We start from the raw sequence: 13,659 nt of genomic DNA, 5'->3' as shown, positions 1-13,659 counted from the left end.
GGGGTACCGGCGGTTGTCGGTGACGCGTCTGGACGCGCGTTTCCGGTGGATCCCGACGGATTGCGCGCCGGCGGGGCGCAGCTGCTGACGGACCTGTTGCGTTCTGCCGAGACGTTGCCGGCGGACAACTGGGTCGTTGACCTCACCGGTTTCGAGGAGGTGGCGGCCGGCAGCACCGGCCGCAAGGTTGCGCTCACCGTTCGATACGCCAAGCTCGACGATGCTCTGCATACCGAGTTGTTCGTCAAGTTCTCCCGTGACCTCGACAACCCGGTCCGCGACAATGCCAGGACGCAGATGGAGCCGGAGGTGCGGTTCGCCGAACTGTCCCGCGCCCCGGGCTTTCCCATCGCGGTGCCCCGCGCACTCTTCGCCGACTACCACCGGCGGACGGGTGCCGGGATACTGATCACCGAGCGGATCATGTTCGGCAGCAACGGGATTGAACGCCACTATCCGAAGTGTTTGGACTACCGGATGCCGCGTCCGGAGGAACACTACCGGGCGTTGCTGACCGCGCTGGGCCGGCTGGCCGGCGCGCACCGGGCGGGCCTCCTGCCGCAGCATTCGACCGAGCACTTTCCGCTCGATGTGCGAGCGGCGACGGTGGGCGAGCGGCGCGTCCTGACCGCGGAACAGCTGGATCGAAAGCTTTGCCGGCTCACCGAGTTCATCGGAACCTGGCCGGGTCTGCTGCCAGTGGCGGATCCGGACTTTCTGGACCGGCTGCGCCGCGACGTGCCACGCGTTGCGCTGCACGAGGACCTCATTCTGCGCCAATTGGCCCGCGACACCGACTATGTCGCGCTGTGCCACTGGAACGCCAATGTGGACAACGCCTGGTTCTGGCGAGAGAGCGACGGCGTGCTGCGGTGTGGATTACTCGACTGGGGCTGTGTGAGCCAGATGAACCTGGGCATGGCGATCTGGGGGGCCATGTCGGGGGCCGAAACCGATTTGTGGAGCGACCATCTCGACGCGCTGCTGGAATTGTTCACCGACCAAGTCCGCCACAGCGGCGGACCGGCCCTGGACCCGGACCGGCTGCGCCGGCACACGTTGCGCTATGCCGCAGTGATGGGTGTCGCGTGGTTGCTCGACGTACCGGCGTTGCTCGGCAAACGATTCGGTACCGATGTGCCGCCGGATCGTTTCGACCCCCGCATCAGTGAGCACGAGGATGTGCGCGCACCGCTGCAAATGCTGGTGAACCTGCTGAACCTGTGGCAACGGCATCGCATCGGTGACTTGCTCGACGAGGCTATTGCCGAAGTACGCTGACTCCGGCATTGAGGAGGTTCGTCGATGACGATGCCGGGGCAGTCGGCACATACCCAACCCGCCGGGTTGCACCAGCCGGGGCGGCGACCAACCTGGACCCGGGTTGCCAGGTATCCGGTGCTTGCCCTGACGGTGCTCGTGCTGGGCTACCTGATCTTCCAGGTGTTCACTGCAAACGTGCACTCCGGGTCGCGCATCCAGCAGGCCGGCGGCACCCGGGTCACCCTCACCGCCCGCACCGTCGACGCTGCGCGGCCGACCGCCCAAGTGCTGACTCAGGCGCAACAGGTGATCCGGGCCCGGGCCAACAGAATCGGTATCCCGGACATACAGGTGGCCGTCAACGGCGACAACATCGTGGTCACTGTGCCCAGTGACCGCGCGGGCGACATCGACGCGCTGGTCCAGACGGCCCGGCTGGACCTGCGTCCGGTCATCAGCTCGGTGCCGGAACAGCCGGCCCCGTCCGTTGCGCCGGGGGCACCGCCGGCGCCCGCAGGTGGGGCAACGCCCCCCGAGTCAACCGAATCGGCGGTGCCGTCCGACCCGCGCCAGGACCTCGCCCAGCGCATCGCCCAGGAGAAGAAGTGGCGGCAGAGCGACAGCTCCTACCTCCAGATGGTTGCTCTACAGTTTCAGGCCACCCGGTGCGGCGGCCCCGACGTGCTGGCCGGCAACGACGACCCGCAGCTGCCACTCATCACCTGCGCCACCGACGCCAAGGCCGCGTACCTGCTCGGGCCGTCGATCATCGACGGTGCGGGCATCCAAGACGCCGACGCTGTCCAGGGTGGCAGCGGTTACCTCGTCAACCTGCAGTTCAACTCCAAGGCGACGGCCGTGTGGGCCGACTACACGGCCGCTCACGTCGGCACCCAGATCGCATTCACATTGGATACCCGAGTGCTCAGCGCTCCGGTGCTCAACGAGGCGATACCCGGCGGTCGTACGCAGTTGAGCGGCGGTGACCCGCCTTTCACTCAGGCAACCGCTCGCCGGCTCGCCACTGCCTTGACATCTGGATCGCTGCCGGTGGTGTTCGAGTCCTCGGCTCGCGAAACCGTTGCGCCACAACCCGGTTACCGTCACCCGATCGTCGGGTTGCCTCCCATCGCGCAGACCGCGCCCGCGCTCGTCGTGCTGCTGCTGTTGCTTGGTGCGCTGGTTTATCTGTACTGGCCGCGATCGGCTGCGCGCCCTTGACTGTTCGCACACTGGTTGCCGCCGGTGGCCGCACAACGACACGGTCAACGAATCGCAACGAAGAGTCACGATTCGGGCACCGGGCTGGATTCCCGGTGCACCGGATGCGACCGTGGTCGGCGTGAGTCTTGATGTCGGCGAACGATGCCACGCGTCGCGTGGGCATTGGGCGGACCGGCCGCCGCGCCGCTGCGCCCGCGGTCACTGGTTGTTGCCCGGCCACATGACCGTCGACACCGTGGCCTGCTCCTGTGGCGCCCACGTGCGCTGGGAGTGCGAGTGCGGCGCCGCCACCTACGGGCCGGCGCTGATCGAATCCTGCAGCGTGGCTCGCTAAAAGCCGCTGACCCGGCGAGGTTGCTGCGCTGCCGCGCCGGCGAAGGTGTCGAGCATCCCGGCCGCCGCGCGGTGCCAGGTGAACATCTCGGCGCGATGCCGCGCGCAGCCGCGACGAAGCTGTTCGGGCCGGCTGATCACGTCGGTGACCGCCGCTGCGATGGCCGCCGGATCGTTGTCGGCCACCGCACCGCTGTCGCCGGTCACGATCTCCGACAGTGCCGAGGTGCTCGACACCACGGCCGGCGTGCCGCACGCCAGCGATTCCAGCGCGGCCAGGCCGAACGTTTCATGCGGCCCGGGCGCCAGCGTGACGTCGGCCGATGCCAGCAGCGCGGCGACGGTACGCCGCTCGGCGACGAAACCGGTGAACTCGACCGGGAGCCCGGCGGCCTGACGCTGCAGCCTGGCCTGCAGCGGGCCCGCGCCGACGACGACCAGTCGGGCGTCCACACCGGCGTCACGCAGCGCGCCGAGGGCGTCGATGCTGCGGTCGACCCGCTTCTCCACCGACAACCGGCCGCAATGCACCAGCAGCAGCTGCTCGGGTGTGGCGAAGCGCTGACGCAGCACCGCACATCGGTGCCGCGGATGGAACGTGCCGAGGTCGACGCCCAGCGGGACGGTCACGACATTGGCCGCGCCGATGCGGTCGAACTCTTCCCGCGCGAAATCCGTTGTGCACACCACGGTGTCGTAGTCCGCTGCGGTGCGCCGATTCGCGAAGTCGGCGACCAGCCGCGCGGTTCGGCGCGGAAGCACCTGTCCGGCAAGGCGATCCAGACGTTCATGCGAGATCATCACGGTGGTGGCTCCGTGTGCGCGGCCCCATTGGCCGAGCGAGCGCAGGGTGAGCCGGTCGGAAACCTCCAGCGCGTCCGGGCGCAGTGCGGCCAGCAGCGCGCGAACCGGGCCGGGCATGATTGCCCGGTAGCCGCCTGTGAGCGGAAGCAGCTTGGCGGGCAACATGATTCGCACAACACCGGTATCCAGCTGGCTGCGCTGCGGGTACGGGCCCGGGACGATCAGGAAGACCTCATGGCCCCCGGCGCAGTACTCGGCGCCGAGTCGGTCGACCGCCGTGCGCAGCCCACCGGACCGGGGTCCGTAGAAGTTGGCGACCTGAACCACCCGCATACCGTGAGGAAAACCGTTGCGCATGTGCGGTCAACGAGCGCGCGCCGTCCGTCGCCTGAATACTGTGTGAACTCCGGCTCGGTGTCAGCTGGGCTTCTTCAGGTGGGGGCTAGCAGCCTGGTGCCAGGCCCTGGACATGTTGTTGAACTCGTCCTCGCAGTTGCCGGCCCGGTCCTCCGGCAGATCCCCGGAAGTCACAATGCCGGCGTTGGCCGTCGGATCCGATCCGTAGATCCAGCACTCCCAGTTGTACATCCGGGTGATGTCCATCGGATGTCCGTCCCAGAACGGCAATTCGTTGGCATCGCCGGCTTCTCTGGCACTCAGCTTCCAGTCCTGCGCGGTGTTCATCGCGATGCGCACACCGTTGGGGTAGGGCAGGTTGTCCGCGCCGGGGGCCAACAGTTCGAAGGCGGACAGCTGATCGGCCACGTCCTCCTCGCGCCCGGTGAAAGCCAGGTCGTAGATCGCCAGGGTGGCGTGACCGAGTTCGTGGTAGAAGGCGGAGATCTTTGCGTCGACGGCAGCCTGTACCGCATCCGGGTTGCCGGCATTGGCGAAGCGCTGCTCACTGTGCGCGATGTCCTCGTAGCACAGCAGCACTTCGTTGGTGTTGGGATCCCAGAAGTCGTTGTCGCCGCACGCCTTCCCCACCACCGCCACGTCGTGCGGCAGGTTCAAGGTGTCGTTGACGTGCTGGGAGACCGATTCCAGCACCTTGGCGTCCGCCATCAGCTTGCGGCCGGCTTGAGCATCCGGCGTTTCGGCCTCTTCGTAGCGGAACGTCATGGTGGCCCTCGTGGCCCCCGTGGCCCCGGTGGCAGCCGGGACCGGTTCCCCGGACCGGGGCGACTGCGACGTCGTGGCGGGCCGATTCGGTACCGACGTCTGGTCGGACTGGTGGCTCTTGGAGCCGCCGCAGCCGACGGCCGCCAGCAACGAAATACCGATGGCGACAACGACAACCGGCCTGCGCATTGATCCAGCCCCCTTACGATGACGCCCGCGCGTCAGGTGAGCGCGTCAGCGCCGACGTTGCGGAGCTCGGCACCCGTCAGAACGTTACGACAACCAAGTGCCGGAAATCGGGGATTCGCCCTGATAAGCACCGCGGGCGACCGGTGTCGGTTAAAAACTGTCTATCCCGGGATGAGAATGGTTGAATTAGCCGACTCCGCCGGGGTTCGTCTCGGCGTCGATCGAGAAGGTGATACCTCGTTGAACTGCTATGAGCCGCGGCCGGAACCCCGACCCGCGGCGCGGCCGGGGTTCACGCGTTGATCAGCCGGTTCATCTACCGTTTCGCGTTGCTGATCGTCGGGGTGTGGGCTCTGCTCGCCGTCGCGGGGAACGCCCTCACCCCGCCGCTGGAGCGGGTCGTGGCCGACGAGGACGAACCGTTCGTGCCGTCGGGTACCAGCACCGCGCTCGCGGTGCAGCGCTCGGCCGCGGCGTTCTCCCAAGTGCCCACCGACAACATCGCCTACCTGGTCCTGGCGCGAAATGCGATCATCGACGGCCATGACCGGGAGTTCTACAACCACCTGATCACGGCCCTGCGCGCGGACTCCGCGCATGTGCTCGAGCTGACCGACTGGTTGCGGGTGCCTGCCACCGCCGACGCCGCCACCAGCGACGATCAGCACGTAGTGCTGGCGCGGATGCGCCTGGCGGGCATGGTGGGCACCACCGAAGCGGTCGATTCGATCAACGCGGCCCGCGGCATCGTCGCACAGCTGCATCCGCCCGAGGGCCTGCGCGTCTACATCACCGGCGCCGGTGCCACCGTCATGGACGAGTTCGAGGCGATCGACCGCCAGACCCAGGTGATCTTGGCGATGACGTTCGCGGTACTGCTCATCCTGCTGCTGATCGTCTACCGTTCGCTGATCACCGCTATGGTCCCGCTGGTTTCGGTCTTCGTGGCGCTGTCCTTGTGCAAACCGGTGGTGACCGACCTGGCGTCCAAGGAACTGATCAGCATCTCGCTGTTCTCGCTGTCCGTCAGCGTCGCGGTGGCGGTCGGCGCCGGCACCAGCTTCGCGATGTTTCTGATCGGGCGCTACCACGAACGGCTGAGGCAAGGTTTCGCACCTGCCGCCGCGCTGGCCGACGCCTACCGCGGCGTGGCGCCGACGATCGTCGGTTCGGCGCTCATCGTCGTCGCACCGTTGGGGGCGCTGGCCTGGCTGAGCCTGGCTCGGATCAGCATGTTCGCGTCCACCGGAATTCTGTGTGCGATCGGCGTTCTCGCGACCGCCCTGTCGGCGTTGACGTTGACGCCGGCTCTGGTCGCGCTCGCCAGCCGCGCCGGTCTGGTCAGACCGCCGCAACGCAAAAGGTCTGCGGCGCCGCTGGCGCCGGGTCGGCACCCAGGTGGCGCGCTGGCCGGCGCCCATTCTGGTGTCCAGCGGCATCCTGATCCTGATTCTGATGATCGCGTTGCCCGGCGTCCCGATCGGTTGGGACGAAACCAGGACGACATCGGCGAAATCGGAGTCCCGGCGCGGCTACGACGTCGTCGACCGGCACTTCCCGCCCAATCAACTGTTTCCTGACGTCGTCACCATCGAAACCGACCATGACATCCGCACTCCCGCGGGGTTGACCGCTCTCGAACAGGTCACCAGCGCGATCATGGGGATCTCGGGCGTGCGGATGGTGCAGTCGGCCAGCCACCCCGCGGGGATGGTGTCCAAGCAGGCCGCGTTGACCGCCACCGCCGGCAACGTCGGTGACCGCATCGACGAGTTCTCCGACCGGCTCTCCGCCCGCGACGCGACGTTTGCAAACCTCGACAGCGGGCTGAGCGACCTGTTCAACGGCCTCGACCTCATGCAGTCGGGCACGTTGGCGGGCAGCTACGCGATCGGCGGCGTGAGCCTGGCGGTGCACATCACGCAGCAGGCCGTCAGTAAAATCCGTGCCCGGTCCGGGGATGTCTCCGAAATCTTCGATCCGTTGCGCAGCTTCGTCCGGACGATTACCGATTGCCGCCGGACGCCGGTGTGTTCGGCCGCCCAAGAGGCAACCCAGTGGTCGGCCACCGTCGTCAGCGATTCCACCAAGCTGGTCGATGCCGCGGAGCAACTGGCCAAGGCCGTTGCCGACGCGGCCACCTCGTCCGGTCTAGCCGGCGCCGCCGCCGTGATCAGCGCCGCCGGTGGGCAGATGGCCGAGATCCGGGCCAGGGGTTCGGGCCTGCGCGAGGTGCTGAACAACGTCCGTCCGGTACCCACCCAGGAGCTGCCGGCCTACCTGCACAGTCTGATGTCGGTCTCGCAGGGCAGCCCCGGCGTCAACCTCTACGCGTCCCGGACGATTCTGATCGACCCGACCATGCGGCCCGCGCTGGACGAATTCTTCTCCCAGAACGGGCATGCGACGCGCCTCTACGTCTACGGAAACGGCCACGAGTGGGGCGACGAGGGGGCGATCCGGGCACGCGCGATCTCCGCCGCGGTCGCCGATGCGACGAAAGACGGTGCGCTCAAACCGGCCACCGTGGAACTGACCGGCGTCGGGCCGGTCACTCGCGACCTGCAAGACATCATCGGCGGCGACTTGGCGCTGTTGGCGGTGCTCACCCTCGGCGTCATCCTGGTCATCTCCGCGGCGCTGCTGCGCAGCCCGATCGCGGGACTGGTCGTGCTGGGCACCATCGCGGCGTCCTATGTCTGCGCCCTGGGCGCCAGCGTGCTGTTCTGGCATCGGCTGCTGCACCACGAATTGCACTGGTCGGTCCCGCCGATCGCGTTCGTGTCGATGATCGGCGTGGCGTCCGGCGGTAATCTGCTGTTCGCGCTGCGGATCCGGGAGGGACTGGCCGCCGGGATGCGCACCAGCCTGATCCGGGCCTATGCCGCCACCGGCGGCGTGGTGACCGCCGGCGGCATCGTCGTAGGCATCGCCACGATCGCGCTCTCGGCGAGCCGGGTGTTGAACGTGGCGCAGATCGGCCTCACCGTCGGCGTCGGCCTGCTGCTCAACGCGCTGGTGATGCGCGCGTTCGTGCTGCCCGCCATGATGGTGGTGCTGGACCGTTGGCTGTGGTGGCCGCGGCGCTCGGCCGCAGACGAAGCCGAACTCGAGCCCGTCACCGCTTGATCCGCTGGGTTCCGAATGTGTTTGGGGTTCGCGAGGCTGCGGAGGAATTGCCATGAGCGGTGACCGGTTGCTGGCGGGTCGAGGTGCGGTGGTCGTCGGCGGCAGCCGCGGCATCGGACGGGCCGTTGCTGAGTTGCTTTGCGGCCTGGGCGCTTTCGTTGTGGTCAACGGCCGAGACCCGGAGGTGGTGCAGGGAACCGTTGCCGCGCTGACGAACGCCGGGGGGCAGGCCAGTGCGGTGATCGGCGCGGCCGACGACGAGCGCGTCGCGGCGGCGCTGATCGGGGAGTGCGCGAACGGATTCGGGCGGCTCGACATCCTGGTCAACTGCGCTGGGATCGCCGAACCGCCGCGGTCGTCGATATTGCGGATCACGACGCAGGAGTTCGACCACCTGATCGGATCGCATCTGGGTACGGTGTTCCACACCTGCCGCCTGGCCGCGCCGGTCATGGTGGCGCAGGGTCACGGCGCGATCATCAACACCGGTTCGGCGGCGTTTCTCGGCGACTACGGCGGCACCGGCTATCCCGCTGGCAAGGGCGCCGTCAACGCGTTGACGATGGCGATCGCCGCGGAGCTCAAGGCCGACGGGGTGCGGGCCAATGTGGTGTGCCCCGGAGCCAAGACGCGGCTGTCCACCGGGCCGGAGTATGAGCGGCACATCGCGGATCTGCATCGGCGTGGATTGCTCGACGAGCTGACGATGCGCGCATCGCTGGACGCCGCGCCCGCGGAGTACGTGGCACCGGTCTACGCCTACCTGGCCAGCGACCTGGCCCGCGACGTCACCGGTCAAATCCTGGTTGCCGCAGGCGGTTTCGTCGGACGCTACGACCGGCCGACCCCGAAGTTGCTGGGCTACCGCGACCACCACGACAGCGACCCGTGGTCGGTGGCCGAGTTGCACGCGCTGATCGGCGGTTGATCGGCTGCGGCTCGGCTATGCGAACCCGATGCATTCCAGGTTTACCCGCATGAGCAGGCGGGTAATGAGGTACCGGGGGATTTTGCGCTCGACGGGGAGCCGGGGATCCTGATTTCGAAACACCTTGCACGCCAACAACTCAGGTAGGCGGCCAATGGAACGTTTAAGCGGAATAGACGCATTTTTTCTCTACATGGAGACGCCGACGCAGCCGTTGAATGTGTGCTGCGTGCTGGAATTGGACTCGTCGACCATGCCGGGTGGCTACAACTACGGCCGGCTACGGGCCCTGCTCGCCCAACACGTCCGGGCTGTCCCGGAGTTCCGGATGAAACTCGCCGACAGCCAATTCAACCCCGACCATCCGGTGTGGGTCGACGACGAAGACTTCAAGTTGCGGCGCCACCTGCACCGCGTCGCCGTGCCCGCGCCGGGCGGCCGCCGTGAACTGGCCGAGATCTGCGGGCATATCGCGGCACTGCCGCTGGACCGCGACCACCCGCTGTGGGAGATGTGGGTGATCGAGGGAGGGGCTCGGGAGCATTGCCTGACGGTGCTGCTCAAGGTGCATCACGCGGTGGTCGACGGGGTGGCCGGGGCAAACCTGCTGGCCCAGCTGTGCGGCCGGCAGCCCGACGCGCCGGTGCCCGAACCGGTCACCGGTGCGGGGCGGGCGAGCACCCTGCGGATCGCGGCAACCGGGTTGCTGAACGTCGTGAAACGGCCGCTGCGCCTGGCGACCGTGGTGCCCGCGACACTGGTGACCCTGGCTCAGACGGCGTTGCGCGCCCGGGACGGCCGTACCATGGCGGCTCCGTTCAGTGCGCCCACGACTCCGTTCAACGGTCCGCTGACGCGGCAGCGCAACGTCGCCTACACCCAACTCGACATGCGCGACGTCAAACGGGTCAAGAACGCGTTCGGGGTGACGGTCAACGACGTGGTGGTGGCGCTGTGTGCCGGGGTGTTGCGGCGATACCTGCTCGAACGCGACGCGCTGCCGGATACGCCGCTGGTGGCAACTGTGCCGGTGTCGGTGCGCGACAAATCCGACCGGCCCGGGCGCAACCAGACCACGTGGATGTTCTGCCGGCTGGCCATTCACATCAGCGACCCCGTCGAGCGCCTCCACGCCATTGCGGCGGGCAACGCCGCCGCCAAGGAGCACACCGCGGCCATGGGGCCCAGCCTGCTGCACGACTGGACCGAGTTCGGTGGGCAGACGATGTTCGGCGCGGCGATGCGCATCCTGCCGCGAATTCCGTTGAGTACCAGTCCCGTTTACAACATGATCTTGTCGAACGTGCCCGGGCCGCAGGACAAGTTGTATTTCCTGGGTTGCGGACTCGAGTCGATGTACCCGCTGGGTCCGCTGCTCGGCGGTGCGGGACTCAACATCACCGTGATGTCGCTCAACGGGGCGCTGGGCATCGGCATCATCTCCTGCCCCGACCTGTTGCCGGAATTGTGGGGGATGGCCGACGCGTTTCCCGATGCGCTCAAGGAGCTGCTGGTGTGCAGCGATCGGGTGCAGCGCAGCGCCGCTGCGGAGGATTAAGACCAGTTGCCGGTGCCGGTCGCCAGCGCCTCGACGGCTGCGTTGACATTCGGGATGACGGGGGCGCCGTAGCGGGCCACGATCTGGCCGAGCGCGCGGGCGATGTGCGGTCCGACGGCGTCGGCCAGCAGGGTGTCCTCGGCGATCACGATGCCGTTGACGATGTGCCCGGCCCGCAGCCGGCCGTCGCGGGCCACTTCGTAGCGCCAGTCGCCGATCTGGATGCGCTCCGGATTGGAGGAGAAGAATCCGCGCTTGGCCGGCGTGTGCACCACGCCGGGGAGGCCGGCGAAAATCCGGACCACCAGCGCCACACCGCCGGGCCCCGACAGCGCGCCGGCGATGGTTCGACTGACGCGGTCGGGATCGAATTCGAGCATCAGTTGTCCATCGGCAGCACGAAGGTGGGTTTGATGGTCTCACCGGTTCCGGTGCGCCGCACCGCTGTTCCCGCGGTGTAGAACTCCACGGTGTGGTGACCCCACGCGTAGTTCGAAACGGCGAAGTGCACGCCGACAACGCCGGTGCCGCCGTCGCGCTCCGCCTCGGTCTGCATACGCGACATCGCCAGCTCACGCGCCTGATAGTTGCCCTGCGTCCACTGCGGCATTTCCATGTTGCGGCCCATCTGCTTGAGCGTCTGCATGAAACCCTGCACGGCGATGTGAAATACGCAGTTGCCCATCACGAATGCCACCGGGGTGTGCCCGGAGCGCAGCAGCGTCACCATGTCCTGACCGGACAGGTGACTGGTGAACGCCTGCCCGTTGGGGCGACGGAAGGCGCCCGGCTTCTCGGTGTAACGGACCGCGGTGCCCACCGCCATGAACTCCAGGTGCTCGCCGCCCTCGCCGTGATGGCGCCAATTGAGCCGCACCCCGACGATTCCGTCGGCGTGCAGGGCGTCGGCTTCGGCCTGCATACGCGCCATCGCGTTCCAGCGCGCCCGATAGGTCGCCTCGGTGAGCACGCCCAGTTCCTGCTGCTGGCGCATGCCGGTGAACTGGTAGCCGACGTGATAGACCGAAACCCCCATCACCAACTCGATCGGTTCGAACCCGGCGCCGTGCAGCAGCGCGAACTCGTTGATCGACAAGTCCGACGTCCACGACTTCGACGCGTGCGACAAGCGTTCGCTGGCTACCGGATCGAGCGCGTTTGGCTCCATGTGCGGACGTCCCTCCTGTGGTTTGCGTCAGCGTACCGAGCCTTACGTCACGGTGATCGCGTCCTCCGGACAATCCCGGGCTCCTGTGAGCGCGTGTTGCTCGAGTTCGCCGGACACTTGGGCGACGAGCACGACGGAGTGGCCGAGGTCGTCGCAGTCGTAAACGTCGGGCGCCAGTGAGTAGCAGCGGCCGTGGCCCACACACCGGTCGGGGTCGACGGTGACGTGCTTCATCGCTGCGTCGGGGCGAAGGTCAGCGGCAGCGCCTCCACCGAGCGCAGCGCGGCAGTGTTCTTCAGTTCGGTGCCGGGTGGAATCTCGTAATCCGGTATGCGCCGGTGGAATTCGCGTAGTGCCACCCGCAGCTCCATCCGGGCCAGGTGGGATCCGAGGCAGCGGTGCGGGCCGCCGCCGAACGCCCGGTGACGGTTCGGGCTGCGAGCGAAGTCCACCAGTTCGGGGTCGGGGAATTCGGCCGGGTCGGTGTTGGCGGCGCCCAGCAAGGGGCTGACCCGCTCGCCCTTGCTGATCGGACAGCCCCCGACCTCGACGTCCTGCATCGCTATCCGCACCACCCCGGGAACCGGTGTCTCCCAACGCAACAACTCCTCGACCGCATGCGGCAGGATGTCCGGCTGCTCGACGAGCTGGTGGCGGTGCTCCGGGTGGCGCGCCAGATAGACGAAAAAGCAGTCCAGCGAATCGGTGACCGTGTCCAGCCCGGCGATCAGGAACAGAAAGCAGATGTCGAGCAACTCCTCGCGGGACAGCTTCTCCTGGGCCGCTGCGTCCTCGCCCTTGAAGTGCGTCGCGATCAGCGCGGACAGCACGTCGTCGCGGGGGGTTCGCGATGTGGTCGTCGATCGCGCGGTCGAAATACTCGTAAATCTGCTGGGCCACCGGGGCCGAGGCCGAATGCCGATCATCCCAGTCGGTGCTGCCCTCCGGGCGGATGACGCCGTCCTTCCACTCCAGGAACTTGTCCAGGTCTTCCAGCGGCAGACCTAACAGCTGCAGGAACACCGTGCACGGCAACGGCACCGCGAACTCGGCGTGGAAATCGCACGCGCCGCGCTCGGCGAAGGCGTCGATCATCTCGTTGACCAGCGCGCTCACCTGAGGTTCCCGGCGGGCCATCTCGCGCGGGGTGAACAGCGGGTCGAGGACGCGCCGGTACTTGGCATGGTCGGGCGGGTCGATCTGCAGCGGGATCAGCGGCCGCAGGTTGCCGAGATCCACCGCGTCCATGTTCGACGAGAACAGGTCGGTGCGCTTGAGTGCCATCTCGATATCCGACAGCCGGCTGAGCACCACCGCCTGCGGCGACCGGAACACCGGCGCCGACTCCCGCAGCGCCTTGTACATAGGTTGCGGCTCGGCGAGACCCACCACGGCCTGGTCGACGAAGGATTCGGCTTCAGTCATGTAGCCAGACTGGCACCGCGCCGAGCGGTGGGCAATCCTTTGTTGCAAAAATACGTAAGTTAGGGAAGTTATGGGTGTGGTTGCTGTCGCCGGTGCAGGAATGCCGATGCGGCGTGCACCGCTCCGCGCAGGGCGTAAACGGCCGTTACCACCGACAGCACGATCAGCAGGACGAAGGTCGGCAGCCAATTGGCACGACTGTGGTTGACGTCCCACCAGATGACCGTGAACAGCAGTACGCAGATCAGCAGCACGACGTCGCGCCAGTTGCCCTGATACGTCGCCGCGGCCTGACGCAGTCGACGGCCCCGGTCCGTCGCCTCCACCAGGTCGTCGATGCGGGCGTCGATGGTGCGCTGAAGTTCGGCTCGTCTTCGGGTCGCCTCCGGGGGGAGGCGGTCGAGCAGGTCCATGTCCTGTTTGATCAGGCCGCGAAAGTCCGGGCCGCGGAATTGGCCGGCCGCCACGGCCAGCATGACGCCACCGAGGATCGGTGCACTGTTGAGCGCGATCTGT

Annotated in this window: 13 protein-coding genes and 1 pseudogene; 7 read left to right on the top strand and 7 right to left on the bottom strand. The window is 67.5% G+C overall.

What is annotated here, in order from left to right:
* Positions 1-45 precede the first annotated feature (45 nt).
* The 3 genes from L6444_RS14900 (at position 46) to L6444_RS14890 (ending at position 2,821) form a co-directional block, all read left to right on the top strand.
* Positions 46-1,281, top strand: a complete 1,236-nt coding sequence (locus L6444_RS14900) for a hypothetical protein (RefSeq protein WP_236983713.1) — start codon at positions 46-48, stop codon at positions 1,279-1,281.
* Between the two features lie 24 nt (positions 1,282-1,305).
* Entirely contained in the window at positions 1,306-2,484 is a 1,179-nt protein-coding gene (locus L6444_RS14895; RefSeq protein ID WP_236983711.1) for a SecDF P1 head subdomain-containing protein, read from the top strand.
* Positions 2,485-2,605: 121 nt separating this feature from the next.
* Complete coding sequence (locus L6444_RS14890; RefSeq protein ID WP_236983709.1) at positions 2,606-2,821, top strand: hypothetical protein; 216 nt, start codon at positions 2,606-2,608, stop codon at positions 2,819-2,821.
* Here the strand turns inward: L6444_RS14890 and L6444_RS14885 are convergent.
* The gene (locus tag L6444_RS14885; RefSeq protein ID WP_236983708.1) at positions 2,818-3,957 is read right to left on the bottom strand and encodes a glycosyltransferase; all 1,140 of its coding nucleotides are present in this window, start codon (positions 3,955-3,957) and stop codon (positions 2,818-2,820) included. The genes L6444_RS14890 and L6444_RS14885 overlap by 4 nt on opposite strands.
* Before the next feature lie 84 nt (positions 3,958-4,041).
* The gene (locus tag L6444_RS14880; RefSeq protein ID WP_236983707.1) at positions 4,042-4,935 is read right to left on the bottom strand and encodes a DUF4344 domain-containing metallopeptidase; all 894 of its coding nucleotides are present in this window, start codon (positions 4,933-4,935) and stop codon (positions 4,042-4,044) included.
* Positions 4,936-5,234: 299 nt separating this feature from the next.
* On the opposite strand from L6444_RS14880, the gene L6444_RS14875 reads away from it, so the two are divergent.
* The 4 genes from L6444_RS14875 (at position 5,235) to L6444_RS14860 (ending at position 10,550) form a co-directional block, all read left to right on the top strand.
* On the top strand, positions 5,235-6,515 hold the full coding sequence (locus tag L6444_RS14875) for an MMPL family transporter (protein WP_236983706.1): 1,281 nt from the start codon (positions 5,235-5,237) through the stop codon (positions 6,513-6,515).
* Positions 6,400-8,064 carry an MMPL family transporter gene (locus L6444_RS14870; RefSeq protein WP_236984153.1) on the top strand — a complete coding sequence of 555 codons (1,665 nt, stop codon included), beginning with the start codon at positions 6,400-6,402 and terminating at the stop codon, positions 8,062-8,064. The genes L6444_RS14875 and L6444_RS14870 overlap by 116 nt, the downstream gene beginning before the upstream one ends.
* Positions 8,065-8,116: 52 nt before the next feature.
* Complete coding sequence (locus L6444_RS14865) at positions 8,117-8,992, top strand: SDR family NAD(P)-dependent oxidoreductase (protein ID WP_236983705.1); 876 nt, start codon at positions 8,117-8,119, stop codon at positions 8,990-8,992.
* A gap of 154 nt (positions 8,993-9,146) precedes the next feature.
* Complete coding sequence (locus tag L6444_RS14860; protein ID WP_236983704.1) at positions 9,147-10,550, top strand: WS/DGAT/MGAT family O-acyltransferase; 1,404 nt, start codon at positions 9,147-9,149, stop codon at positions 10,548-10,550.
* On the opposite strand, the gene L6444_RS14855 is transcribed toward L6444_RS14860, so the two are convergent.
* The 5 genes and pseudogenes from L6444_RS14855 to L6444_RS14835 form a co-directional block, all read right to left on the bottom strand.
* Positions 10,547-10,930, bottom strand: coding sequence for a DUF5073 family protein (locus L6444_RS14855; protein ID WP_236983703.1), 384 nt, complete (start codon positions 10,928-10,930; stop codon positions 10,547-10,549). The genes L6444_RS14860 and L6444_RS14855 overlap by 4 nt on opposite strands.
* On the bottom strand, positions 10,930-11,718 hold the full coding sequence (locus tag L6444_RS14850) for a heavy metal-binding domain-containing protein (protein WP_236983702.1): 789 nt from the start codon (positions 11,716-11,718) through the stop codon (positions 10,930-10,932). Before L6444_RS14850 ends, L6444_RS14855 begins: the two co-directional genes overlap by 1 nt.
* Positions 11,719-11,760: 42 nt before the next feature.
* On the bottom strand, positions 11,761-11,952 hold the full coding sequence (locus tag L6444_RS14845) for a ferredoxin (protein WP_236983701.1): 192 nt from the start codon (positions 11,950-11,952) through the stop codon (positions 11,761-11,763).
* Positions 11,949-13,143 (bottom strand): annotated as a pseudogene (locus tag L6444_RS14840) (cytochrome P450). Before L6444_RS14840 ends, L6444_RS14845 begins: the two are co-directional and overlap by 4 nt.
* 68 nt (positions 13,144-13,211) lie before the next feature.
* Positions 13,212-13,619 carry a hypothetical protein gene (locus L6444_RS14835; RefSeq protein WP_236984152.1) on the bottom strand — a complete coding sequence of 136 codons (408 nt, stop codon included), beginning with the start codon at positions 13,617-13,619 and terminating at the stop codon, positions 13,212-13,214.
* Between the last annotated feature and the right edge of the window lie 40 nt (positions 13,620-13,659).

It is taken from the genome of Mycobacterium kiyosense (assembly GCA_021654635.1).
Lineage (GTDB): Bacteria > Actinomycetota > Actinomycetes > Mycobacteriales > Mycobacteriaceae > Mycobacterium > Mycobacterium kiyosense.
The sequence above is the reverse complement of the archived record's forward strand: the minus strand, read 5'-3'. Positions and strand labels throughout refer to the sequence as shown.

Excerpts from the sequence above, each read along its gene's own strand:
- L6444_RS14895 (WP_236983711.1), top strand. The coding sequence starts at position 1,306 with ATGACGATGCCGGGGCAGTCGGCACATACCCAACCCGCCGGGTTGCAC.
- L6444_RS14885 (WP_236983708.1), bottom strand. The coding sequence starts at position 3,957 with ATGCGGGTGGTTCAGGTCGCCAACTTCTACGGACCCCGGTCCGGTGGG.
- L6444_RS14880 (WP_236983707.1), bottom strand. The coding sequence starts at position 4,935 with ATGCGCAGGCCGGTTGTCGTTGTCGCCATCGGTATTTCGTTGCTGGCG.
- L6444_RS14865 (WP_236983705.1), top strand. The coding sequence starts at position 8,117 with ATGAGCGGTGACCGGTTGCTGGCGGGTCGAGGTGCGGTGGTCGTCGGC.
- L6444_RS14860 (WP_236983704.1), top strand. The coding sequence starts at position 9,147 with ATGGAACGTTTAAGCGGAATAGACGCATTTTTTCTCTACATGGAGACG.
- L6444_RS14855 (WP_236983703.1), bottom strand. The coding sequence starts at position 10,930 with ATGCTCGAATTCGATCCCGACCGCGTCAGTCGAACCATCGCCGGCGCG.
- L6444_RS14850 (WP_236983702.1), bottom strand. The coding sequence starts at position 11,718 with ATGGAGCCAAACGCGCTCGATCCGGTAGCCAGCGAACGCTTGTCGCAC.
- L6444_RS14845 (WP_236983701.1), bottom strand. The coding sequence starts at position 11,952 with ATGAAGCACGTCACCGTCGACCCCGACCGGTGTGTGGGCCACGGCCGC.
- L6444_RS14835 (WP_236984152.1), bottom strand. The coding sequence starts at position 13,619 with ATGCTGGCCGTGGCGGCCGGCCAATTCCGCGGCCCGGACTTTCGCGGC.